The sequence below is a fragment of the Candidatus Poribacteria bacterium genome (assembly GCA_021162805.1).
Lineage (GTDB): Bacteria > Poribacteria > WGA-4E > B28-G17 > B28-G17 > JAGGXZ01.
Genome location: JAGGXZ010000222.1, coordinates 18,019 through 43,327 on the forward strand (window position 1 = coordinate 18,019; position 25,309 = coordinate 43,327).

13 protein-coding genes are annotated in these 25,309 nt (G+C 56.6%); 12 read left to right on the top strand and 1 reads right to left on the bottom strand.

The window, feature by feature from the left end; all coding sequences use genetic code 11:
* Positions 1-51 precede the first annotated feature (51 nt).
* The 5 genes from J7M22_18200 to J7M22_18220 all read left to right on the top strand — a co-directional run bounded on the left by J7M22_18200 (position 52) and on the right by J7M22_18220 (position 13,140).
* Positions 52-1,368: an acetylxylan esterase gene (locus J7M22_18200; GenBank protein ID MCD6508538.1), complete on the top strand. Its 1,317-nt coding sequence runs from the start codon at positions 52-54 to the stop codon at positions 1,366-1,368.
* A gap of 172 nt (positions 1,369-1,540) precedes the next feature.
* Positions 1,541-3,178, top strand: a complete 1,638-nt coding sequence (locus tag J7M22_18205) for an MBL fold metallo-hydrolase (protein ID MCD6508539.1) — start codon at positions 1,541-1,543, stop codon at positions 3,176-3,178.
* Complete coding sequence (locus J7M22_18210) at positions 3,168-4,475, top strand: AAA family ATPase (GenBank protein ID MCD6508540.1); 1,308 nt, start codon at positions 3,168-3,170, stop codon at positions 4,473-4,475. Before J7M22_18205 ends, J7M22_18210 begins: the two co-directional genes overlap by 11 nt.
* Positions 4,472-5,293: a hypothetical protein gene (locus tag J7M22_18215; protein MCD6508541.1), complete on the top strand. Its 822-nt coding sequence runs from the start codon at positions 4,472-4,474 to the stop codon at positions 5,291-5,293. Before J7M22_18210 ends, J7M22_18215 begins: the two co-directional genes overlap by 4 nt.
* Positions 5,290-13,140 carry a hypothetical protein gene (locus tag J7M22_18220; protein MCD6508542.1) on the top strand — a complete coding sequence of 2,617 codons (7,851 nt, stop codon included), beginning with the start codon at positions 5,290-5,292 and terminating at the stop codon, positions 13,138-13,140. The genes J7M22_18215 and J7M22_18220 overlap by 4 nt, the downstream gene beginning before the upstream one ends.
* On the opposite strand, the gene J7M22_18225 is transcribed toward J7M22_18220, so the two are convergent.
* Positions 13,087-13,746: a hypothetical protein gene (locus J7M22_18225; GenBank protein ID MCD6508543.1), complete on the bottom strand. Its 660-nt coding sequence runs from the start codon at positions 13,744-13,746 to the stop codon at positions 13,087-13,089. The genes J7M22_18220 and J7M22_18225 overlap by 54 nt on opposite strands.
* 324 nt (positions 13,747-14,070) lie before the next feature.
* Here J7M22_18225 and J7M22_18230 point away from each other — a divergent pair, with 324 nt between their 5' ends.
* From J7M22_18230 to J7M22_18260, 7 genes are all read left to right on the top strand, one after another.
* Positions 14,071-15,291: a PD40 domain-containing protein gene (locus J7M22_18230; GenBank protein MCD6508544.1), complete on the top strand. Its 1,221-nt coding sequence runs from the start codon at positions 14,071-14,073 to the stop codon at positions 15,289-15,291.
* Between the two features lie 284 nt (positions 15,292-15,575).
* Complete coding sequence (locus tag J7M22_18235; GenBank protein MCD6508545.1) at positions 15,576-15,962, top strand: hypothetical protein; 387 nt, start codon at positions 15,576-15,578, stop codon at positions 15,960-15,962.
* Between the two features lie 27 nt (positions 15,963-15,989).
* Positions 15,990-16,610: a tetratricopeptide repeat protein gene (locus tag J7M22_18240; protein MCD6508546.1), complete on the top strand. Its 621-nt coding sequence runs from the start codon at positions 15,990-15,992 to the stop codon at positions 16,608-16,610.
* On the top strand, positions 16,592-22,573 hold the full coding sequence (locus tag J7M22_18245) for a tetratricopeptide repeat protein (GenBank protein MCD6508547.1): 5,982 nt from the start codon (positions 16,592-16,594) through the stop codon (positions 22,571-22,573). The genes J7M22_18240 and J7M22_18245 overlap by 19 nt, the downstream gene beginning before the upstream one ends.
* A 9-nt stretch (positions 22,574-22,582) precedes the next feature.
* Positions 22,583-23,560, top strand: coding sequence for a hypothetical protein (locus tag J7M22_18250; GenBank protein MCD6508548.1), 978 nt, complete (start codon positions 22,583-22,585; stop codon positions 23,558-23,560).
* 202 nt (positions 23,561-23,762) lie between these two features.
* Positions 23,763-24,830, top strand: a complete 1,068-nt coding sequence (locus tag J7M22_18255) for a hypothetical protein (GenBank protein MCD6508549.1) — start codon at positions 23,763-23,765, stop codon at positions 24,828-24,830.
* Between the two features lie 272 nt (positions 24,831-25,102).
* On the top strand, positions 25,103-25,309 hold a 207-nt coding region (locus J7M22_18260; GenBank protein MCD6508550.1), incomplete at its 3' end, for a hypothetical protein.

The window sequence follows — 25,309 nt, forward strand, 5'->3', positions numbered from 1 at the left end:
GTGCTACACTCTAAAAGGTATCCGTGTCACTTGAGCTTTAAGGAGGGTAATATGTTGACATTGACGTTTATCGCCGCCACATCTCAACTCGCTGGTAGCGGGCGGATCGGCTGGCAACCGAAACCGGATCTGGTTAAAAGGCTGAGCGAGAGGCAACCTAACGTCATCTATGATGAGGCGAAAGTGCCGAAATATACACTTCCGGATCTCCTCACCTGCCTTGATGGTACGAAGGTAACCACGCCGGAGATCTGGCGGGAGAAACGCCGCCCTGAGATCCTTGAGCTCTTCCGCTCGCATATGTACGGGCGAGCGCCTATCGGCAGGCCGGAGGGGATGAGCTTTGAGCTCTTCGACTACGATAGAAACGCCTTCGACGGGAAAGCGACCCGAAAACAGGTTCAAATCCGCTTCACGGGCAAGGCCGACGGACCGAACATGGATCTGCTCATCTATCTGCCTAACGATATTCCCCGTCCGGTGCCTCTTTTCCTGCTCCTCAATTTCAACGGCAATCACGCGATCTGCGATGATTCAGCTATCCGTGTAAAACCGATCTTTGACCGAAGGACCGGAGAGGCGATGATGCCGGATGAAAACAGCCGTGGTCAGGATGCCAGCTCGTTTCCCCTCGGGAGAATCCTCTCCCGCGGTTACGGGCTTGCGACGATCTACTATGGGGATATCGCCCCGGATTTTCCCGGCTCGCTCGATCACGGAGTTTTCGCCGCATTTGATAGAGCGTTCGGCGAGGAACGTCCTGCCGACGCATGGGGCGCTATAGGGGCATGGGCCTGGGGGTTAAGCAGGGCGATGGATTATATCGAGTTAGATGAGGAGATCGATTCGAAGCGCGTTGCCGTCTTAGGTCACTCCAGGCTTGGGAAAACGGCGTTGTGGGCGGGAGCTCAGGACGAAAGGTTCGCCATCGTTATATCCAACGATTCAGGATGCGGCGGAGCGGCATTGAGCCGTCGCCGATTTGGCGAAACGGTGACATTGATAAACAAGGCTTTCCCCCACTGGTTTTGCGAGAATTTCAAGCGATACAACGATAAGGAGGATGAACTGCCGATAGATCAGCACATGCTCATCGCTCTGATCGCTCCCCGACCGGTGTATGTCGCCAGCGCCGATGAGGATCTATGGGCGGACCCAAGAGGTGAATTTCTCGCCGCAAAGGCGGCCGATCCGGTTTATAGACTTCTGGGAACCGATGGGCTTCCCGCGGATGGGATGCCTCCGCTTGATACGCCCGTAATGGGTAGGATCGGTTATCACATCCGCTCAGGCGGACACGCTCTCACCGAATATGACTGGGAGAGGTACATGGATTTCGCAGATTTGCATTATGGTCACAGGAGGTGAGATGAAGGTTCCGCTGCTGAGTCTATCCTGACTTGTCTCGATTCGGCGAGGAGGTTCCGGAAAGGGGTGCAGCTCACCGGCCCAGCTTGTTTCAATATCGGCTTGGTGTTATAATTTCCTTCGTAAGTAAGGGCAAAAGATCTTTTGCCCCTCCGAAGGCAGGTGCGATCGGATGAAATTCACGGCCCTCGGCGGCGGGATGGAGGTCGGCGCAAGCTGTTACCTCCTGCAGATAGCGGGCAAAAATATATTGCTTGACGCCGGTATAAGGGTTAACAGACGGGGCGAGGAGGCCCTACCCGATATCGAGCTGCTGCGCGATCTAACCGATGACAGGCTCGATCTGATCCTCATCTCACATGCCCATCTGGACCACTGCGGCGCCCTTCCGATCTTCCATGAGCTCTTCCCCGCAACCCCGGTTTACTCCACAACCCCGACCAAGCTCATAGCAGCCATACTGCTACAGGATACGGTCAAGATCATGGAGAAGGAGGCGGAGGACAGGGACTCGGAGGCACAGCTCTACACGCTGGATATGGTCAAAAGCGCCGTATGGGCGATCCGGACGGCGTCGTATCATGAGTGGATCAGACCGTTCGACGATCCGGAGTATGAGTTCCACTTTCACCCCGCGGGCCATGTCATGGGAGCGGCCTCGATACTCCTGAAAACCCCCGAAGCTACCGTCGTCTACAGCGGCGATATAGCGACCGTATCTCAGAGGACGGTTGCCGGGATGACCCCGATAGACTTCTTCCATCCCGATCTGCTGATACTCGAATCCACATACGGGGATTCGCAACATCCCTCCAGAAAGGCGGAGGAGGGAAGCCTTGCGAAGGCGGTGGCGGAGGTGATAGAGGAAGGTGGAACGGTCCTCATACCTGCCTTCGCCTTCGGGAGGGCTCAGGAGATAATCCTGATCCTCAAGTTCAGCATGCTCAGCGGGGTGATACCGAAGTTCCCGATATATGTGGACGGGCTGGTGAGATCCATATGTGATCTCTACACGGAGCTCATAGATTTCCTGCCCGAAAGGTTGCAGAACTTCATCGCCAACTCCCGTCAGCCCGTCTTCTGGTCGGCTGAGGGGAGGGGAATGCCCAAGGTGACCAAGATACTGTCGCATGAGGAGAGACAATCGCTGCTCCTGCCGGAGCCCAAGTGTATCATCTCCTCATCGGGGATGCTCACCGGCGGGCCGAGCGTCTATTACGCCAAATGGCTCGCATCAAACCCCAGAAACGCCATATTCCTGACCGGATATCAGGACGAGGAATCGCCCGGAAGGAGGTTACAGGAGCTGGAGCAGGGGGGCACGATAGAGCTGGACGGCCAGGAGGTGGAGGTGAAATGCAAGGTTAGCAGATATAACCTCTCGGCCCATGCCGACCAGGTGCAGCTCTGCCAACAGGTAAGCTATATGAAGCCCCAATCGATCATACTCGTCCACGGCGAACCCGGATCGATCAAAGAGCTCAGGGAGAAGCTCGTCCTCAAGAGCCTCGTCTTCGTCGCACCGAACGGCAAGACCATAGATCCGCTCAGGGCGCCGGACTGGCTGACGGAACATAGGCTTCTGCAGATAGATGCCGAGAGGAACCAGTTCTTCGGCACGCTTGAGTATACGGTGGACGGCGGGGTGGCGATCAAGTTCGGCCCCGATCTGGTCGAGTCCCCTCAGTGGAGGCAGTTCTTCGAGGGATATGAGGAGGTAAGGGCCAAGTTCTTCGGCAAGCGGCTCCAGATCAGGGCGAAACTGCCCTCAGACGAGGAAGATGAGGAGGGAGCGGAGGATGAGGAATGAGCTGACGCTGTTCGAGGAGGAGAGAAAGCCGCTTGCGCTGAGGATGAGGCCCAGAGATCTGGACGAGTTCATCGGCCAGGAGCACATCCTCGGCCCCGGAAAGCCGCTCAGACGGGCGATAGAGTTAGATAGACTATATTCGAGCCTGATCCTCTGGGGGCCCCCCGGAACCGGAAAGACGACCCTCGCCTCCATCATCGCCAATCGCACGAAGGGACATTTTGAAAGGTTAAGCGCCGTGCTCGCCGGGGTGAGCGAATTGCGTAGGATCATCACCGAGGCCCGGAAACGCCGACGTGGATCGGGACGGAGGACGATACTTCTGGTGGACGAGATCCATCGCTGGAACAAGGCGCAACAGGACGCGTTGCTGCCTCATGTGGAGGACGGCACGATCGTGCTCATCGGCGCCACGACCGAAAACCCCTTCTTCGAGGTGATCCCTCCCCTGCTCAGCCGGGCGCGCGTCTTCCAGTTTAAACCGCTCTCGAAGGAGGATCTGATCCTCCTGATGCGCCGGGCGCTCGAGGACCCCGTCAGGGGATACGGCGGACAAAAGGTGGAGGTCGAAGAGGAGGTGCTGGAGTTCTGGGCCGACGTCTCGGACGGAGATGCTCGCTGTGCCCTCAACGCCCTCGAGCTGGCCGTCGAATCCACCCCGCCCGACTCGGACGGCCTGATAAGGATAGACATGGAGATAGCACAGCAGGCCATCCAGAGGCGAACGATCCATTACGATAAGGGAGCGGACGAACATTATGACACGATCTCCGCCTTCATAAAAAGCGTGAGGGGATCTGATCCGGACGCTGCCCTTTACTGGCTCGCCAAGATGATCCACGCCGGCGAGGATCCGAAGTTCATCATGCGAAGGCTGCTTATCCTGGCCGCCGAGGATATAGGTCTGGCCGATCCGATGGCGGTCGTGATCACGTCGGCCTGTGCGAGGGCGCTCGAATGGGTGGGGTTGCCTGAAGCTCAGTATCACCTGGCAGAGGCCACATTGTATCTAGCCACTGCCCCGAAATCCAACAGCGTCGGAGCATACTTCAAGGCCCTTAAGGAGATCGAGGAGCATGGTGCCAAGGAGGTGCCCGATCACCTTAAAGATCCCTCACGCGATGGCCGTGCCTTGGGACACGGCAGGGGATACAAATACCCACACGATTACCCCGGCCATTGGATCGAACAGAGATATCTCCCCGAAGGCGTCGAGGGAGGATGGTATAAGCCGGGCGATCAGGGATATGAGAGGAAGATAGCCAAACGGATACGCATTGAGGAGGATCGAAGATGAAGGGTTTCACCGTGAGGGAGTTTCATGACTTCATAAAGATTCTGGAGGAAAGACCGGAGTGGAGAGAGGAACTGAGACGCCTGGTGCTGACCGATGAGCTCCTGAAGCTGCCGGAGATGGTTAAGGAGCTCGTGGAGGCGCAGAGAAGAACAGAGGAGAGACTGGAGAGCCTTGCGGCAAGAGTAGACGCACTGGCTGAAGCACAGAGAAGAACAGAGGAGAGATTGGAGAGCCTTGCGGCAAGAGTGGACGCACTGGCTGAGAAGCTGGAGAGCCTGACGGCAAGAGTGAATGCACTGGCTGAGAAGCTGGAGAGCCTGACGGCAAGAGTGGATGCACTGGCTGAAGCACAGGAAAAGACGGAAAGAACTCTCCATGTTCTTACGGGAGATGTGGGACAATTGAAGGGTTATATGCTGGAACAGCAGTACAGGCAGAAGGCCTTCTCATACTTCGGTCGTATCGTAAAACGAGCATATGTCTTTTCGTCAAATGAGCTGGCGGGGATGATAGCCGATTGGGTGGATGATGGTCTGATCTCCAGAGAAGAAGCCGATGAGATAGGGCAGGCGGACGTGATACTTCGAGGCAGAAAATGGAAGGATGATAAGGAGATATACCTTGTGGTCGAAGTGTCTTGGGGGGTCGGGGTTAGTGACGTTGAGAGGGCGAAGAAAAGAGCGGGGATACTGAGGAAGGTGGGATTTGAGGCTTTGCCCGTTGTGGCCGGGAAAGTGATTATGGAGGATGCCGACATACTGGCCGCGGAGATGGGGGTGATCAGGGTCGTGGATGGACGCGTGATGGATTGGCCATGATGATGAGGGCTCACATCCACGACATAGCCGTTAAGTTGATAAGGAAGGTGAGTCCACGTGCCAAAATCCCATTAACGATAGCGCTCCTGTTTCTCCTCACATCCTCGGCCCTCTCGTCCGAGCTCAGGATATCCGTGCTGACGGAATCGGGGGAGCCGGCGGCGGGGGCTCTGGTGCAGATCTTCCCCGGAACGCCCTCGCCTGACGATGACACGGAGCCGATCAAGCCCTCCAAACCCCGATCCGACGGTGTGGTCGGGTTCGAGACCTCCCAGGACGGTTCGCTTAAGCTGGATCTGCCCTCCGGGACGTATACCGTCTTCGCCTTCTCCAATCGGGACGTTCATCGGTTCGCGCTTCTCGATCGAGTTCAACTGAACGGGGTGAGTACCGATCTGACCCTCTCGGCAGCGAAGGCGACGGAGGTGATCGTGGAGGCCCTCACCGAATCGGGCTCTCCCGCCGACGCCTCAGAGATCTTCTTCCGACCCTGCAGGCGCGCTCGGGGAAACGTGGGCTTTGTGGGAAACGACGGAAAGCTTCGCTGCCTCGTCTCCCCAGGGACTTATAACGTGGTTCTGGCCAGCTCCTTCCATTACCTCTATCTCGTCCGGCCCGCCGTAGAGGTCAAAGGCCGGAGGATGATCCTACGATTCGCACCGTCACCTCAGACCACGGCCAAGGTTCGTTTCGATATCCCTCCCGGCAGCTTTCCCGCCATATACGAGGTTCTGGAGACCGATCACACCTATGAGATCGTCCAGGCGATCGAGAAGACGGTTGGGTATGACGCCGCATACACGAAGGTCTACTCCCTGATAACCCCTCAGATCCCCGTGATCCTCTCGGCCGGCCAGAATTATACGATCAGCCTCAGCTACGTCGTCACCCGTAACGGCGAGTCATACGCATACGAGATCCGACCTCCCGGTAAGGTGCTTACGCCGGGCGAGTATCGGATGGGAAATACGGGAAAGGAACCCTTCGAGCTGAAGGCGGAGACGGGGAGGGAATCATATCGCCCCGGAGATCAGGTGACCCTGACGTTTCGGATCACCGACACGAGGGGAAACCGGATGACCAGGGCGTTCGACTTTTCAAGCGCACGCCTCATCTTCCCCTACGCCATCGTCCGAGATCCCGAGGGGAGGGTCATCGCCGACAACCGATACGAGATCGTCAGCGATCCCATACCGGATAGGTTCTTCCATTTCACTTTCTCCCTCTCCAAAACGGCGATCGCGGGCAGATATACGGTCGAGACCTCGATGGAAGGAGGGATATACGGCGAGCTTAAGGATATCGCCCATTTCGACGTGACGATCCCCCGGGCTCAGATCCAGATCGAATCGGTTCAGATCCCCGCCAGGGTCGAGGTAGGTTCATCCTTCAACGTCGTCGTTCGAACGTCCTCCGTGAGCCCCACCTCGGCCACTCTCTCCTTCCGCCTCGGCGAAATCTCTCTCTCCTTCGACCCGGATCTCATGGGAGGCGAGAAGATCATCTGGAAACCCTCGCTTCCCCAAATCGGGAGGTGGAGCTGGAGGATGAAACTCACCGGGAACGATGGAAGCTCAACCGTCAGGGAGGGCGAGATCGATGTCGGGGATACGAGTCCGCCTCGGCTGATCCTCCAGTCCCCCTCTCCGGCCGAGTGGGGTATGCCTGTGGAGGTGAGGGTGAGGGTCGATGAGAACGATTCCCTCGATTCGGCATGGCTTGAGATCGATAGGGGTGAGTCGGCCTCCGGAGCGGAACGTCTTACGCTTTACGCCCTACGCCTTACGCCTTACCTCCTCTTCTGCATATCCCCCTCCGAAGCACATCCGCTCCTTTTCCTGAAGGCCTTCGCGAGGGATCGATCCGGCAACGTCGGCTCGAGCGATCGGGTTCAGATCAATTTCCAGGATACGACCCCGCCGCGGATATCCGATCTCAGGGTGTTTGAGGCAGACGGAAAGGTCAGGTTCGAGGCTCTCGCCTCGGATAACAGGGGAATCAGCGAGGTAAACCTGCTCGTTAAGGGGAGAGGTCCCGTCCGAATGACCGGCGTCGACGGTCTCTTCAGCGCCGAGCTGGCGCTGTCGGGGAGCGTGAGATACGCCGTTGAGGCGAGAGATCTGCCCGGTGATTCGGGATCGACGCGCTCGACGAGGTTTCCGCCCTCCGGATATCTGATCTACACGCCGAAATCCCCCGCCGCCGTGCGGATCCATCCCTCCTCGCCCCAGCCTCTCGTGATACGGGCCGGCGAAAGGATCTCCTTTGAGGCTGAGGTGATGGACGAGGAGGGGGCGAGGCTGGACGTGCCCGTCAGGTGGTTTTCATCGAACGGCGTGGGCATGATGCTGGGAAGAGGGGAGCTGGTGGCTACAAAATGCGTTGAGCCGAAGGGGAGGGAGGGATGGATCGGCGCCGTCACGATGCGGCCGGGAGCTGATGGGCGGCCCGTCGTCGGGAAGATCATGGTGAAGGTCATCCCCGCCGATCCCTATCGGATATCCGTTATCCCCAAACATATCCGCGCCTCATCGGGCGATCGAATGCCGATGTTGATCCTGATCCTCGATAGGTTCGGCAATGAGGTGGAGTTCGATCCGTCCGAGCTGACGATCTCCCTCGATCCGCCGGATCTGGGGCGGGTTGAGGGAAACCTCTTCGTCGCCGATAGGACAGGGAGAGGCGAGATCAAGCTCAAGTACGAAAAACTCTCCGCCTCCGTCCCCGTCGAGGTCTATCCCGGGGAGGTCCTCAAGATGGAGATCGATCCTCCTGAAGCGACCTTACGTGTCGGCGAGAGGGTGGGGTTTCATGTGAGAGGCTTTGACGGGGCGGGGAACGAGATCGAAAAACTCCATCCCGTCTGGCTCGTGCAGGGAGGGGTGGGGGAGGTGGATGGAGAGGGACGGTTCAGGGCCAAGCGGCCGGGCAAAGGGAAGGTGGTCGCGCTCCTGGGCGACATATCCGCCTCGGCCACGATTGAGGTCAAAAGCGGGGAATTAGAGCGGCTGACGCTCGAGCCGTATGTCGAATACCTGCCGCTCTCAAGGCCGGATCGGATCAGGAGGAAGCTGTTTTTGCTCTTCGGCTGGGATTCGGAATGGAATCCGGTCCCCTATGGCGATGTCAGATGGCAGACCGATCCGCTCGCAGGGAAGATCGACGGCAGCGGGCTCTTCACGGCGACCGATCAGACCGGCGGGGCGGCCGTGGGAAACGTGGTCATAAACGGCAGCGTTTTCGCCTTCTCCGGCGGACACTTCGCCAAGAGCGTGGTCGTGATCCAGCTAAATCCTCCTGGACCGATCTCCAGGCTTCAGATATCGCCTGAGGGTTTCCCATCCAAGCCCGATCCCCTTCTTCTCACAGTGGGCGAGAGGGTTGACCTGGAGGTGACGGGGTTCGACGCGAGGGGAAACCGGATGTCTGTCCTGCCCTCCTGGCAGGTGATGGGCGGGGTGGGATACATCACCGGCGAGTGCACCTTCGTGGCCTCAAGGCCGGGTAGAGGTCGGGTGACGGCCAGCGCCTTGGGATGTTCGGACTCGATCTCGATCGAGGTGACCCCCGGAGATCTGGCCCGTATATCCGTCCTCCCCCGATACGTCGAGCTCCATCCCGGCGAATCGATCCGCTTCACAGCGCGGGGATATGACAGCTTCGGCGATATCATCCCACTCGGCTCACTCAGATGGTCGGTTCCGGACGGCCTCTTCATGGCCTCAAGGCCGGGATATCACTCCGTCGAGGCGGAATCGGACGGCGTGAAGGGATACGCCATGGTTTATGTGAGGGCGGTCGGATCATCGCCACGGAAATTGGAGATACGTCCCTCCGGCCCTCTAAAGCTCAGGGCCGGCGAGACGATATCGCTGGAGGCGGACGGATACGATGCGGGCGGTAACCGAATGAGCATCATTCCGGGCTGGCGGGTTGAGGGAAACGTGGGCAGGATATCCCCGGACGGAACCTTCCTGGCGATCAGAGCGGGGAAGGGACGGATCGTGGCATACCAGGATGGGCTCGAGGATGAGGTTGAGATCGAGGTGACGCCGGGCGATCCGGTCGAGCTCTGCATATCCCCTCCCTTCGTCAGGGCGAGGGAAGGCGATGTGATACATTTCGCCGCTTACGCCCTCGACGAGATGGGCAACGAGACGAGGATCAACCCGACCTGGAGATGCGCGGGCGAGCTGGGGGAGATCTCTGACGACGGGGTTCTGAAGATGAGGGAGGGATCGTCCGGCGGATATGTGACGGCACAGTTCCAGGGACTTTCAACCGTTGCGATCGTCGAGATAAGATCGGAAAGGGAAATCCTGCCTCCTGCCTCCTGCTTCCTGTTTCCCGATCACACATCCATACCAACCCGCATGTTTCAGAGGTTCCTGGAGATCGGTCTGGAAGGGGATGAGCTCTTCCCGATCCGATCCGTCTCACCCACCGGCGTGGTTCGCCCTGAAACCCCCGGCAACTTCACCGTTGAGTCCGCCCTCGGAGGCGTGAGAGCTCAGGCCGAGCTTCTGACCCTCGATGAGATCAACCTGCTGGAACCCTCCTCCTCCCTCTGCTACGGCCTTTCGGGGAGGAGGATGGATGTGGCGAAGGTCCTGCGGGTCGAGGGGGACGGGCTGGGATATCTTCTGGCCGAGGATTCAAACGGGTGGCGAGCGGTCGCCGGATATACGGTCGAAGCGGGAGCGGGAAAGGAGTTTTGGGATGAACCCGCCCTCGCCGGGGAAACGGAAGGCTCGGATCTCCCCGTCAGGATGGAGATCACGCCCAGATATGTCTTCGTCCGCCCTGGGGAGGGGAGATCCCTGAAGTTCAACGTGCATCTCCTCGATCAAAGCGGCGATCTGATCCCGGGGAGACCCGATCTGATCTGGAGGTTAATCGGGGATATCGGGGAGATGGATGGGACGGGGACCCTGAGGTTGAAAACGGATCTCAAAGCGCCCGATATGGGCGAGGTTGTGGTCATCGCGCCGAAGCTCAATCTCAGCGCGCGGGCGCGCGTGATCGTCGAAGGTGAGGGAACGATAAGCTCCATCAGGGTTGAGCCTGGATCATACGAGGCGGTCAGGGGCGAAAGGGTGAGATTCAGGGCGATCGGGACGGACTCCGCCGGCAGAATGATTCCGATCGAGGTCTCATGGGAGCTGCTCGACGAGTCGGGGGGAAAGGCGGGAGAGATGTCGCAGGACGGGACCGTCTCGACCGATTCCCTTCCCCTTGGCCGAACCTTCAGGGTGAGGGCGATCGCCGAAGGGACCTGGGGCGAGGCGTTTCTGAAGGTCATCGCCGGTCCGCCAAATCGGATAGAGATCCGTCCCTCACATCTCACGGTTAAGGTGAGGGAATCGGCTAAGCTGACCGCCTATGGATACGACGCTTTCGGCAATTCGACGGAACTACGATCGCTGAGATGGGAGGGTTCTGGGGGGATCTCCGTCGAGGGAAGCGACGGAAATGGCGTGAGGATCAGGGGTGAGAGGCCGGGCAGCGCGTTCCTGACGGCGAGATCCAATGGCATATATGGATATGCCGAGATAGAGGTCGAGTCCCCCCAGGGCGAGCTGGATCTCTTCTGGCCGGGGAACCCTGAACTCGGATCGTCCTCGTCCCCCGTGCACGTCAGGGCCGGTGACCTCCTAACCTTAGCCCTTTCGCCGCCCGGCCCCGCCAAACTGCGCCTGGAAGGTGGCGAGGGGATGGTGAGCCCCGACGGGAGGGTTTCAATCACGAGAACGGGAAGTTATAAGGTCGTGGCTGAGCGGGATGGTATAAGCGACGAGCTGAACCTGATCGTTCTGCCGGGGGATCTGGCGCGGATATCCATCTCGCCCGAATCCGTCTCCCTTAAACCCGGCGAGACGATCAGATTTTCAGCCGAGGGATTCGATCGGTTCGGAAATCCGATTCAAGGGATAACTGTCAGATGGGAGGTCGCGGGGAGGGGCGAGATAGATGAAACGGGCCTCTTCAGGGCATCCCGATCGGAAGGCATAAGCATGGTGACGGCTGAAACGGATGGGATCCTCGGGATGGCAACCGTCTCGGTGGCCAGTGAGATAGGCGAGCCGGTGAAGCTGTCGTTCAAGGTGGAACCGCGGGAGATACCGGCGGGCGGAAGGGCCGACGTGAGGTTGACCGGGATAGATCGCAACGGAAACGTCGTGACGAAAGGGCTGGAAAAGGCGGACCTCAGAGTCGAGCCGAACGTCGGGAAGCTGGAGAGGGTATCGGAGAACCTATGGAGCTACACGGCGCCACAGGGACTGGATGTGAATGAGATCTCCTTCGTGGCCGAGATGGGCGAGCTGAAGGATGAGATGAAGGTCAAACTCGTCCCGGCGAACCTGAGCGAGATCAAGCTGGAGCCCTTATCGATCGACCTGGAGGCGGGCTCATCGGTTGAGATCATAGCTAAGGGGTTCGACGCCTTCGGAAATCCCATCTCCCTCTCGCCCACATGGAGCCTGATCGAAGGGCTCGGTCGAATCGCCGGCGAGGGAGAAAAGATCCGCTACACGGCGAGGAAAGCGGGATCGGAGAGGATCCGTGCATCGCAGTCCGGCATCTCAGGCGAGGCCGTCCTCAGGATCTCCCCCTCCGAGCCGGTCGAGCTGAGGCTGGAGCCCGCCTCCGTCCGGATTCACGCCGGGGAGAACCTCCATATCAAGGCCCTCTCCTCGGATAGGTTCGATAACTCCATCGGCACGATCCGGATCTCATGGGAGCTCAAAGGGGTGGGAGAGTTGAAGCCTTCAGAAATGGGGGCGGACTTCATCGCTCGCAGATCGGGCAGGGCGGAGATCACGGCGAGATACAAAGATCTCAAGGCCACCTCCACGATCGAGGTCATGCCGGGCGCCCTGAAGGAGATAAGGTTCTACCTCTCAGGGGAGAGGATCACCCGGCTCGAGGCCGAATCGGGCAGGAGCTACACTGTGCTGATATCCGGTGCGGACGAGATGGGCAACGAGATAAAGCTCGAATCCCCCAGATGCGAGGTGCGCGGGGATGTAGGTGAGATGTCCCAGGAGGGCGACCTGATAAGCTTCCTCGCCACCTTCATCGGCAGCGGTAAGATATGGGCTTCATCGGGCGGCGTCTCGGCCGAGATACCGGTCAAGGTCGAGCCTGAAAGGATAACGATCGGCAGGGAAGGGGGTAGGATCAAATGCGCCGAGATGGAGCTGATCCTCCCACCGGGGGCGATCGACGGCGGGACGGAGATAAGATTCTCCATCGTTCCCCCTTTCGGGTTCAGCCGGAACGAGAGGGTTTACAGCAGGGTCTACCGGATCGAGCCTGAGGGGATGATACTTCACAGGCCCGCTTCGCTCATGATACGTCCCAACCGTCCCGTGGAGACTGAAACGGTGGTCCCGGCCTTCTGGGACGACTTCTCCGAGAGATGGGTTAAACTGGCCGGCAGGTGTATCGGCGATGGGGTGGAGATCGCCGTTAACCATCTCGGCACTTTCGCCCTCGTTTCAGGCAGGGAGTTTCGGATTAGGGGCGATCTTAGGGTGGAGGATGTGAAGATATGGCCCAATCCCTTTTACGCCCCCGATGTCAACAGGATGTCGATAGGATACACGCTCATAACGCCCGACGGCGGCCCGGCTGAGGTGACGATGAGGCTGATCGGGATGAATGGGGTGGTGGCGACGATCGTGAAGGAAGTCGCCAGATATCCGGGACGCAACCTTGAGATGTGGGATTGCAGGGATAAGGACGGCGATCTGGTTCACAACGGCAGATATTTCCTGATCATTACCGCATCACATTCCGGGAGGTCCTTCTCGGTCCGGAGGGTGGTCGTCGTATTCAAGTAGCTTGAGGGGGAATCCGCCGTGGATGTGCCGGTAACCTGCGAACATCCAGCTTTTCCTCAGTTCGTTATCGGGGAAGTGCTGGACGAGGTAAGATGGATTCGGGGCTATTCCTTTGAGATACTTAACCTGCCAGATGTATACCTCATCGTTTCTGTAGACAAGTGTGAAGTGGGATGAAGGATGGTTCAACAATAGAAGCTGAATAATAAGGGAACGATAGCCATATTCCGGAAGGAGAAACCCACGCCAACGCTCTCGTTTCGATGGAGATTTGAAGAGAATCAAAGCCCTTTTCGCAGAAGGGGAATCCGATTTAAGCTCAACCCCTCTATACCAGATATACTTAATGGGAAAAACATCGCTGCCCCTAACCAAGCTGGCCTCTTCAGGCTTGACCTTGGAAAACCTCACCTCGATTATCTCTCCCTGTGAGGCGATGGGGGATAGGCGAAGAACATCCTTTTCGATTCCACTCCTCAGGGGTGTCAATGGTATCAACCGAAAGAGCCTATCGAACTTCTCATCAGAGCCCAAAGCGGATATCATATCCAGCCTCTTCAAGTCAGAATAGCTGAGGACGATATGCGTGACTCCTCGACTTTTCAAAAATTCCAGAGCCTCCCTCTCTGATTAAGCGCAAAAGAGGCTGAGGCTGATGGGCTGATCTCAGGTTCTCTGTAATCTGCTACCATAACTATGAACCATCCCCAAAATCCAAGACGAAAAGGGTAAAATGGGATAGGAGGAATGGAAATGGCTAGGAGGGGGTTGGTATATCTATTGCCCCGGAGTACGGCGAGGTTTGCCGGAAGCTTATTAGCAGTTACCTTCTTATTACTTAGCTGGTCTGCCCAACATGGAGGGGCAAGTTATAAGCTTGCTTTCATCGCTGGAGGTGGGGTCCGCCTCATAAATCCGGATGGAGCTGATGTGAGACAAATCACAATACCTAGCGTTTCCTCTCCAGGCCATCCATCATTCTCACCAGATGGCAGATGGATCGTCTTCGAAGCATCCGCCGTACAGGGTGCCCCAACGGACATATTCATGATGGATATCAACGGAAGGAATCTGAAAAATCTGACCGATACGCCCATGGATTGGGAACGAAACCCCTCTTGGCCGCCGGATGGGAGGAGGATAGCTTTCATCTCGGAGATGGCGATCCACATCTTGGATCTGGAAACAGGACAGCGCAAAAGGATATCGCCTCCGAACTCTTGTGACTTTTATCCCTCATGGTCTCCCGATGGTAAGAAGATACTTTTTGAGTCGATTCTATCCGGAAACGCTGAGATATTCATATGCGATGCCGATGGGAGAAATAGAAGGAGGCTGACCAATCATCCCTCCTCGGATCAACAACCTGTCTTCACCCCCGATGGTAAGAAGGTGGTGTTCGTGTCCAGGAGAGAAGATACCCCCTCGCTTTTCGTTTTGAACCTAACGGGGAGGGAAGTGAAGCGGCTGCCTGTAGGAGGGAAGGTCGTTGCTACTTGGAGGCCAGCTGTGTTACCAGATGGCGGGGTGATAACCTTTAAGGGGAAGGAAGCTTGGTCTCCCGACGGAAAGAAGATCAGCTTCACAACCAGAATCCTTCCACTTAAGGGAGAGATATGGTTTTTGGATCTTGAAAGTGGTGAAACGAGAAAGATAACAGATGGGGTAGGAGCCTGCTGGTCACCTGATGGGAGAAGGATAGCTTTCACGAGGTATAAAAATCAGAATGATCCTGATATCTTCATCTGCGACGTGGATGGGGAGGATGCGATCGATCTGACTAATCGCACCACGAAAGAGAGGTCACCGATATTCACGCCTGATGGGGACAGGCTGCTTTTTCTCTCGAATATGTTTGATCATACCAGGTGGGATATAGCGGTTATGGATCTTGAGACAAGGCACATCAGGAGGATTCTCGTTGATCCGAGGATATCGATCGTGTGTTGGGACAGGTTGGCCGTTTCCCCGGATGGGCGTAGGATCTTCTTTAGCGGTAGGGAAGGAGATGCTCCGTGGGATCTCTACTCGATAGACTTCGGGGGTAAGGGTCTGGTTAATCTGACTAAGACCCCTTTCGTCAATGAGTTCTATCCCCACTGTTCCCCGTTTTTGGGTGAGATGGAGGTGGGACCGTTAGATAACCGTTAGATAAGAGATTAACCCTTTGGGGGATGTTGAAGGTGGGATTTCAATTTTCCAAGTAAGATAGGCATTGTATTGGTTCGACGTCCCGGCGGCGGAGGATGTGAAGATACTAGGGGTTGTCGATGCTGCTGCTACGCCAGGCCTAACTGCCCGAAATGGGGCACTTTTAGGGTGCATGTGCACGATTTGGGGCACTTATCTTATCCGCGGGCCGCATTAAATCGGATCTCATCACTGGCACGGTTGTTGCGTAATCCTTCTTGATAATCCGGGAGGTGAGATGATATGTGGGTTTACAGTCTTGCTTTGCTCTGTCTTATTTGGACTTCGGGGGAAACTGGGAGCTGCCGATTGACGACGCCATAACGTTTAAACCGGGCGGATACGCATATGTGGAGGACAACGGCGATTTCGATCCCATAAAGGAGGGTATGACGATCGAGGCGTGGATATTGATCGAGGAGCCGCCCAGGGATTGGCGTGAAGCTCAAGTTGTGATCGCAAAGCCCGACTCTTATGTCATACTGCTCAGAGGGAAGGATCCACATTCACCCCTCGATGCCGATCTGCCAGAGGGCGCAACCTTCGTGAGCTTTTGGACCTGCCGGAGGCCAAATTCATGGGGCGGCTTCACCACCTTGATGAGAGGTGGCCAATCTCCCGCCGGCAGATAGATACATATCGCCTTTCAGATCAAGGGAGTGCTTAGTAACGGGTTCGTGGATGGATGGTCACATGGGATGAACACATCTGACGCTCCTCCATTTGAAAACAACGAGCCTCTTTTCATAGGCGGAGTGAAACCTACCTTGGAAGGGCAGATACCATGGAGTTCGGGAAGCAGAACCTTTAAGGGGATGATAGATGAGGTGCGGATATCAGAGGGGCTGCGATACCCCTTTCAGTTGAGAGCCGTGAAGATTAACCCTGAAAGACGCTTCAAAGACGATTCCAAGACGATAGCGTTGTGGCATTTCGATAAGATATTGTGGGGCAAGCGTCTTGCCGAGCTCGACAGGGGGAACGCCCGCGAGTACTACTCGCGTATCGCCAGATCTTACATGAGGATCGGAGATCTCGACTCGGCGATGAAGATGGCCAGGGAGGTGATCGCACACAGCCCGAGGAATCCCGAAGGATATCGGCTGGCGGCGGAGATCGCCGGGCGGAAAGGCGATTATAAGGGGGCGATCGATAACCTCAAACAGGCCGTCCGACTCCGCCCTGAATCCACCGAGCTACGAAGGGATCTGGCGGAGATCTGTGTCAAAGCGGGCGATTACCGTCTGGCCATCGAGCAATATTGGCGCTGGACGCGGTGACGCTCTATCAGATCGGCGCGGCGTTCGCCGAGATAAACGAGCCGGATCGCGCCCTCCGGACCTTCTGGAAGGTGGTCGAGATGCCCAAGCCCGCCGCTACCGTTCAAAAGCGTAAGACGACAGGGAGCCTTCCTTCCTACGGCACCTTGGTCCCCGCCGGCGTCAATCGGTTCCTGCTGCCACAGAGGTTGACAAATCAGATAGGGAGACGATATGGAACCGCGGGACGGCCCTGGACGCCGAGCAATTTCGAGGAGGCACAGGCGGGAGCGCTGGCACGGATCGTCATGATATCCGCCATGGAGGGTAAACTGAACGATCTGATCACACAGCTCGAAACTAAGGCGAGGGAGAACCCGAATGACCTGAAGGTTCTTGAGAGGCTCGTTCAGATCTACATGCTCACCGAGGAGAACGATAAAGCCCTGAAGGCCGTCAAGCGCATGGCCTCCCTTTCGCCCGACGATCCGACGTATCAATACCTGGTGTTCACACTCTCGCTGCGAAGATCCGATGAGGAATCGGCTGAAAAGGCGCTGAAGAAGCTGAAAGAGATCGACCCACAGACATGGCTCTCCTGTCTCGCCACCTACACATCTCACCTCGAAAGGCGGGGGATGCCGGAGAAGGCTCAGAAGATGCTCCCCGATATCGAATCCATAGAGATAAAAAGCCCGCAGTCGGGTTTGACGCTCGTCATATCGCTCGCCCGGGCGGGTAAACCTGATCTTGCCAGGAGGATATTCGATGGTATCTCCGTCTCGGACGTCCGTGCGATGGCCGGCTCCCTGAAGACCGCTCCCATTCCGACGATTTACATCGACGCATGCCAAAACCTCATCACCGCCTATCTGCGCGAGGGGAGGATGAAGGAGGCCGTCGATTTCCTCTGGGAAACCCTTGAGCGGACGAAACCGGAGATATCGACGGGCCGATATTTGACCCCTCTCTCTTACGCCCCGATCTCATACTCCGGCTATACCCCCGTCAACACCGCTTTCCCCTCCTCGAACCTCTACTACGACGATAACCGGATGAGGCTTTTGAAGGAGATCTTCATACGGCTTTGGATCAGGAATCAGCTTGAGCCGCTATATGCGAAGTTCCAGGCCGAGTTCGATGGGGCGGAGGGCAGGGATCGGATATTTCCCGGACTGGCCCTGAGCTACTTCTACTGGTGGGAGGGGAAGCGCGAGAAGGCCCAGGAGATACTCGCACAAATTCAAAGGGAGAATCCGGATGATCTCACCCTTAAGCTCAACGCCGCCTTCGTCTCCATCAATACGGGCAAACACAGGGAGGCGATAGACCTGCTGAGTCAAATCGCCGATGAGGATCCCAGGCATCGCGGCCGATACTACGATCTTATCCTCCAGTTGGCCACCTATATGGGCGATACGGTCAAGATTCGGGAGGTTCTATCGAAGCTGCTCAGCTCCTTCGCCACCGAGCGCGAGCTTTATCAGTATTCGCGGAAGCTCCAACAGGGAGGCTTGACTCAGTACGCCATAGCGGCCGCTAAAAAAGCGATGAAGCTGGCGATGTGGAAGGGCGATCCGAACTTCATGATGGAGCTGAGCCGACATCTGGAAGATCTGGGAAGGGGCCAGGATGCCGCCATCCTGGCCGAGCGGGCGGTACGGCTTATGAACTGGAGCGGATATGGTCGGATGATGAGCGGCTATTATTACGGGCAGGCGCTGAACCTGATCCGCGGCAGCAGAGCCTCCAAGGAGAGGGAGGCACGACTGATCGAGATCGCCGGGAAAAACCCCGATTCCTTCCGTGCGCAGCTCGATCTAGCCACCTATTATGAGAGCATCAAGCAGTTCGACAAGGCGTCCCTATATTTCAAAAGGGCGCTCGAGTTGCGTCCGAAGGATATCAGCACGCGCATGCGATACGCACAGATGCTGGGGCAGGCCGGCAAGCTCGCTGAAGCGGTCGAACAGTACACGATCCTACTCAGAGAACGTCCGAACATCCTCGGCTATAACTACTGGGAGGTTACGAACCTTTTCTTCCAGGCGGGTAAGGTGGATGAGCTCGTCTCGCTGACGAAGGATATGATGAGACCCACCGTCGGGACGAACTTCAGCTTATCCTTCGCCTATTCGGTAGCAGACCGATGTCTGCAGAACAACAGGCCGAGAGAGGCCGTGGAGATATATGAGAGAGTGTTGGAGATAAACCCAAATGACTCCTATGCATGCCGCCAGCTCGCAACCGCTTACGCCTCGGCAGGGGAGCGGGAGAGAGCGATTCAGTTCATCAGGGAGAAGCTGGAATCGGATGACCCGATGATCGCTCAGGACACATACTTAAGATCCCATTTGGCGATGAAGTTGATAGAGCTGTATGAGAGATCAGGTGATATCGCCTCGTTGGCGGAGGAATATGAGGGCAAGCTGACCTCGAATCCCGACGACAGGTTCCTCAACTACGTCGTCGCCATGATAAAGATAAGAAGGGGGGATCTCGAGGGAGCCGATGCGCTCGTCGAAAAACTGATGGGCGGGACCGCCCCTCTCAGCTCCAATTGGCTACTCTCGCTGGCGGATGCCTATCGCAAGGTGGGCGATAGAAAGCGGGAGATCCGGCTGCTTGAGCGGGCAGCGGGAGGTGAACTTTACAGCTCGTATGAGCTCACCCGGATCTATGAGAGGCTCGGGACGCTCTACGCTCAGTCGGGGGATAAGGAGAGGGCGAAGGGGATCTTCCGCAAGATGGCCGGCATCACGCTTATGAGAAACAACAACCCCTGGGATAAACGGCGGCTGGCCGATCTATTCAGGCAGAACGAGATGTGGGAGGAGGCCAAGGCGATGTACATGGAGATAATGAACGATCCCTTAGCGTATCGGTTCTTCCGCGATGAGGCCCAGCGTCAACTGGTGGAGATCGAGAAACGCATATCAGGGGTGTCCGCGACGACACGGATCGAGAGGAAGACCTCACGGATGAGCGTGGGCGTCAAACGATCGCTGGCCCAGCAATACATGCAGCGGAACGAGCTCGACAAGGCGAGGAAATTGCTGCTGCAGATCGTCAAAGAGGTGCCTGAGGATTACGAGTCGCAGAGGATGCTCGCCCAGATCTACTCCCGAGAGGGCGAGCACGAGAGAGCGATAGCCCTGTGGAAGACCCTGCTGAAGGTCGATCCCGAAAACACGAGATACCAGGACGGCCTCATAGAGGCGTATCAGTCGGCGGGCAGGCTCGACGAGGCGCTCAAGCTCGCCCAGGGGTATCTCAAGAAAAACCCCGATAGCTTCAACTACGCCCGTCTGGGACGGATCTACACCTCCTGTGGCAGGGTCGACGATGCCATCGAGGCATATCGCAAATCCATCGAGCTCAACCCCGGCGATCAGCGCGTCCATCAGGAGCTCGCCCGACTTTACATGCGTAAAGGCGATCTTGAATCGGCCGAGCGATCCTTCAGGGAGGCGCTGAAATACACCGGACAGGACTGGCAGCGACGGCAGATCCAGCGACAGATAATGGAGATATACCGGCGACAGGGGAAACTCGAGGAGATGTTCCAGAAGGCGGAACAGGAGGACAGGATGACGTTCGACATGTGGCAGGAACGGGCGCGATACTACCTGAACCGGGGCGATCTGGAGAAGGCGGCTGCCTCTTACAGGAGGGCGATGGATATGGCGACGCAGAGCTGGGATCGGGAGAACGTCGCCAACGAGCTGATAGGGATCTACGCCCGCCAGGGAAAGGATGATGAGGCGATAGGGCTCTACGAACAGATCTTCCGCACCTCTTCAAGCGGAGGCATGTCGATCTCCACGAGCTCAACCGGTATCAAGGTTCAGATCGGCGGCGGCCGGGTCAGAGATACGCTCATAAACGCGTATAAGGATCAGGGAAGGTTGGGGGACCTGCTAAAACGCTTCGAGAAGAAGCTCGAGGAGAATCCCAAAGATCCAGCCCTCCTCAGGATGGTGGCGGAGATCCACAGGGTAAGGGGAGAACACGCCAAGGCCGCCGAGGCTTACTGGAGGATATACAAGCTCGGCTCAGCGGATGTGCTCGCCTTTTATCACGCGGCGGCGGAGTTCAACCGATGCGGGGAGAAGGAGAAGGCGCTGGAGATGGTGAAAAGCGGCGAAGCCGCCCTCTCCACCAGCAATTGGAGAGGGGATTTCTATTTCCTCGCAGCGCTCGGAACCATCTGCCTCGAGGGCGAGCTGTATGACGCCGCCATCAAGCTGTTCGAGGACGCCCTCTCTCAAAGCGGTTTCTACCATTGGGGGAGCGAACGGGTGATGGTATACCGCGGGCTTGCTCGGAGCTACCTCGGAGCTAAAAGGTATGAGGACGCTATACGAACCTATCAGCAGGTGGCGAACGTGGCACAGAGCGAAAGCGATCGCCGGGAGGCCGAACAGGCGATAAGAAAGATCTACAAGGAGAGCGGGATGTACGACAAGCTGATAGCCAAACGACAGCAGGCCGTTAAGGACAACCCCGATGATCCCGACGCATATTACGCCCTGGGACAGGTCTATGAGTGGAATGAGATGTACGATGAGGCGATAAGTGCCTATAAGCGCGCCGATGAGCTCAGCCCGGATAACAAGATCATCCTGGAATCGCTGGCAAGGATGTATCTAGCCAGAGGCGGGGACGAGGACTTACGGGAGGCGAAGGGTATTTACAGGCGCCTTATTCGCCTGACGGACACGGCGGGTGAGAGGATCCAGAAGCGAAACGTCCTGATCGATCTCTACAAGCGATCCGGCGAGATAGATGCCGCCATATCCGAACTGCGAAACACCATCACCTCCTCATCGAACCGATCCGAGAAAAACGCCGCATTGACGGGGCTCTGGGATCTCTATGTCGAGGCCAAGCGGGAGAAGGAGGGGATCGCCGCTCTGAAGGAGCTTGAGCCGCAGATGAAGGGGAACTCCACGTTCTACGAGCTGCTGGGGGATGCCTACAGGGAGATCGGAGATCAGGAGAGTGCGAACGCCGCCTACGCCAGGTGGATCGAGTTGAGGGAGGCTGAGGTCAATAAGAGCGGGAACGCCTGGAATTACGATTACCTCGCCCGGCAGATCCTCGACAAGGGGGTTATGCCCCGAAAGGCGCTGGAGCTGGCCAAACGGGCCTATAACCTCAATCTGAACTATTACTACTCGCCCCTCACCCTGGCGCGCGCCTATCTTGCGAACGGGGATTACGAAAAGGCAGTTGAGAAGCTAAAGGAGGGGCTCGACCGACCGGGGGGTATCGTCGAGGATTACGTCCGACAGACGTGGACGGAGGTGATCAAGGCCGGTAGGACCCTTAAGGACGATCAGCGGTTCGCCCAGTTGGTGATGGATCTGGCGAAGCTCGTCCCGGAGGAGGGCAAATCAAGGCTGTACACCGACATCGCCCTGGCGAGCTTCCATCGGGAGAGGGGAGATGAGGAGAAGGCCAAGGCTTATATGAACAGGACGGGATTCATCATGGAGGACGCCTGGTGGATCATCGGCCCGTTCGATAACACGGGCGGTATAGGCTACGAACGAGAGTTCATCCCCGAGGAGGCAACTCAGATCGATCTGAAGGCCGAATATCCCGGTCTGGACGGTACGGTCAAATGGCGGAAATTACAGGATAAGGTGTTCGACGGGTTCGTGGATCTGAACGAGATCTTCGGCGGGAAGCTGGATTGGGTCACAGCCTATGCCTTCACGACGGTCACATCTCCGGAGGAGAGGAACGCGCAGATGCGGATCGGCAGCGACGATCAAATCAAGGTCTGGCTTAACGGCAAGCTGGTCTTCACATATGATCAGGCTCGCCCGGCGTCCATCGACCAGGACACCGTTACGGTAACGCTCAAGCAGGGGGAGAATTCAATCCTGGTCAAAGTCTGCGATGAAGCCGGGTATTGGGGTTTCTACCTGCGATTCACGGATGTGGACGGCAATCCTCTGTCGATCAACCGTTGAGGGGTGAGGGTGTCTCCCGGAAGCTCAGCGTTCCAAATCCGAAAGGTGAGCTCCATGGGGTTCGGCGGTAGCTTGGTATGGACGATCGTTGTCGTTATAGGCTGCGCCATTCCTTTCACAGGCGCTCAGGAGCCGGAGCTATCACCTGCTGGGGGAAACTATCTGGATCTGTCGGAGGGATATTACCTGGCAGAGGATAACCCCTCTTTAGATGCCCTTTTGGGGAACGAGTGGACGATAGAGTTCTGGATTTATCCGAAGAGAATTCCACCTCCACCGCCTGATTCTGAGCTACGCGGTTCACCTATGAGGGCAGCGGTATCAGTTATCATCGAGAAAGCGGGAAGCTATGTCGTATATCTGGCGAGCTATTATGCCGTGTGGGGGAAAGGAAAAGACTGGCTTGTGGACTGGGCATTCACGAAATATGTTGAGGAGGAGAACATACCTATCCTCCAAATCCAGGTGACTTCTCTTCCAGAGGTAGGTCAGAGGAAGGTAATCAATATGCCCGTTATAGAACCCGGTAAATGGCACTATATGGTCTTTCAACAGGAAGGAAGGAAAACCTTGATAAGTATAGATGGGAAATGGTGCTATGAAGGCGAGCTGAAAGGATGGGAGAAGGTGGATACCTTGGACAGCGATAGGCCCTTTTACTTGGGAGGGAGAGCACTTGACGAGCCCTTCGTTGAGCCCGTGTGGATCAGGGTCGCTCTGCCGAGAATCGTGCCGACCGAGGCGATGATAGACGAGCTTCGGATCTCAGATATCGCTCGATATCACGATATGCCGCCGATACCGAAGGGCGGTTTCGCGAGTGACCTTCACACTCTGGCATTGTGGCATTTCGATGAGCCTCCAAGAAGCCTTAGATATGAGGATTCATCGGGAAACGGCAACATTTTGATATCAGGCAGGGCTTTCGATGTCATCCCCGGTGATAAGCTGATAACCACCTGGGGGAGGATAAGGGGAGAACCGTGAGCTTTATATCACCATGGATAAGGCTGTCAGATGAGATGGGGGAAACATGAGGGGTGAAAAGGCTACCTCAGGGATCTACTTTAATACCGGATGGGGATTAACGGAAAACCTTGGGATGTTGACATCATCTCCTACAGGTTGATAAAATATAGCTGTGGACTTGAGAAAGCTAAAGGCTGTTAAGAGAGGTGGAAGAAGACGAATGGCTTTTACCGTGGAAGATTACCATGATTTGGTAAGGCTCCTTTGGGAACATCCGGAGTGGAGGGAAGAGCTACGACGCTTGCTCCTTACTTCAGAACTGCTTGCTCTGCCTGAGATGGTTAAGGATTTAACTAAAGCACAGCGGGAGACCGAGAGGAGGTTAAGCGCTCTTGCTGAAGAGGTAAGAGGGCTGGCCAAGCAAGTTAGCATATTAACTCAAGGGCAACAACGGCTGACGGAAGAACAGCAGCGCCTGACTGAGCAGGTCCGTGCGCTAACCGAAGGACAGCAACGGCTGACAGAACAGGTTCGCTTGCTAACCGAGGGACAGCAACAGCTGAGGGAGGAACAACAACGGCTGACTGAGCAGGTCCGTGCGCTAACTGAAGGGCAACAACGGCTGACAGAACAAGTCCGATCGCTAACCGAAGGACAACGACGGCTGACAGAACAGGTTCGCTTGCTAACCGAGGGACAGCAACAGCTGAGGGAGGAGCAACAGCGGCTGACTGAGCAGGTCCGTGCGCTAACTGAAGGGCAACAACGGCTGACAGAACAAGTCCGATCGCTAACCGAAGGACAACAACGGCTGACTGAACGGGTGGATTTGTTGACCGATACGGTTGGCAGGATGAAAGGCACTCTCCTAGAGATGAACTATCAAAGGAAAGCATCAGCATATTTCGGCCTTCTGCTGCGACGGGTGAAAGTCGTAGACCTCTCCTCAATAGATGATGTTTTAACCTCCGCGCTCACCTCTGAAGAGCTTCGCGATATGCTTCAAATAGACCTCCTCGTGAGCGGAAGATTACGGCATCTTCCTGAATCGCCGGAGATTATGCTGGCGGTGGAGATCTCATCTGTAGTGGATAGGAATGATGTGCTTCGCGCTGTCCAACGTGCGAAATTACTGAGAAAGGCGGGTTATTCAGCAGTTCCTGTGGTCTGTGGGGAAGAGGTGACTAAGGGGGGAAGGGATTACGCTGAGAAACAAAGCGTTGTGCTTTTAAGAGACGGTGGGGTGGAATTCTGGGGCGAAGCCCTATCCTCCTGGGGTATCCCCTGACAATCGGCTTCGCTTATATTATCGTTAAGTGTAGCGGAGATCTGAGAGGTCAGAAGAGCTTATTTCTCAGAGTTGGAAGGAGACAGGAAACAGGAAGCAGGAGGCAGGTTTTCCCACGCTTATGATCTTGCTCATGCCGGTCGCAATACGCCCTACGCAATACGTCTCTTTCCTCTCCTTGTCCCCTTGTCTCCTTGTCACCCTGTCTCCCCTGCTTCCTGCTTCCTGCCCCCTATCGGTGATACTGATGAAGGGGAGTCAGAGGCTCATGTATGAAGATCATGAGAGATATATCCTCAACGCTCTTATTTACCGAGGATGTTGGTGGGATGAGAAGGTTCCTCAGAGAGTGTCACCTCCATTACATACCTGAAACCATCAAACAGATTCATACTCGCAACCCTGATGTGCAACTGATACAAACTCACATAAAGAGGGAGATTGTATTTTGCAACTCCCCTGTGGATACGAATGAAGGT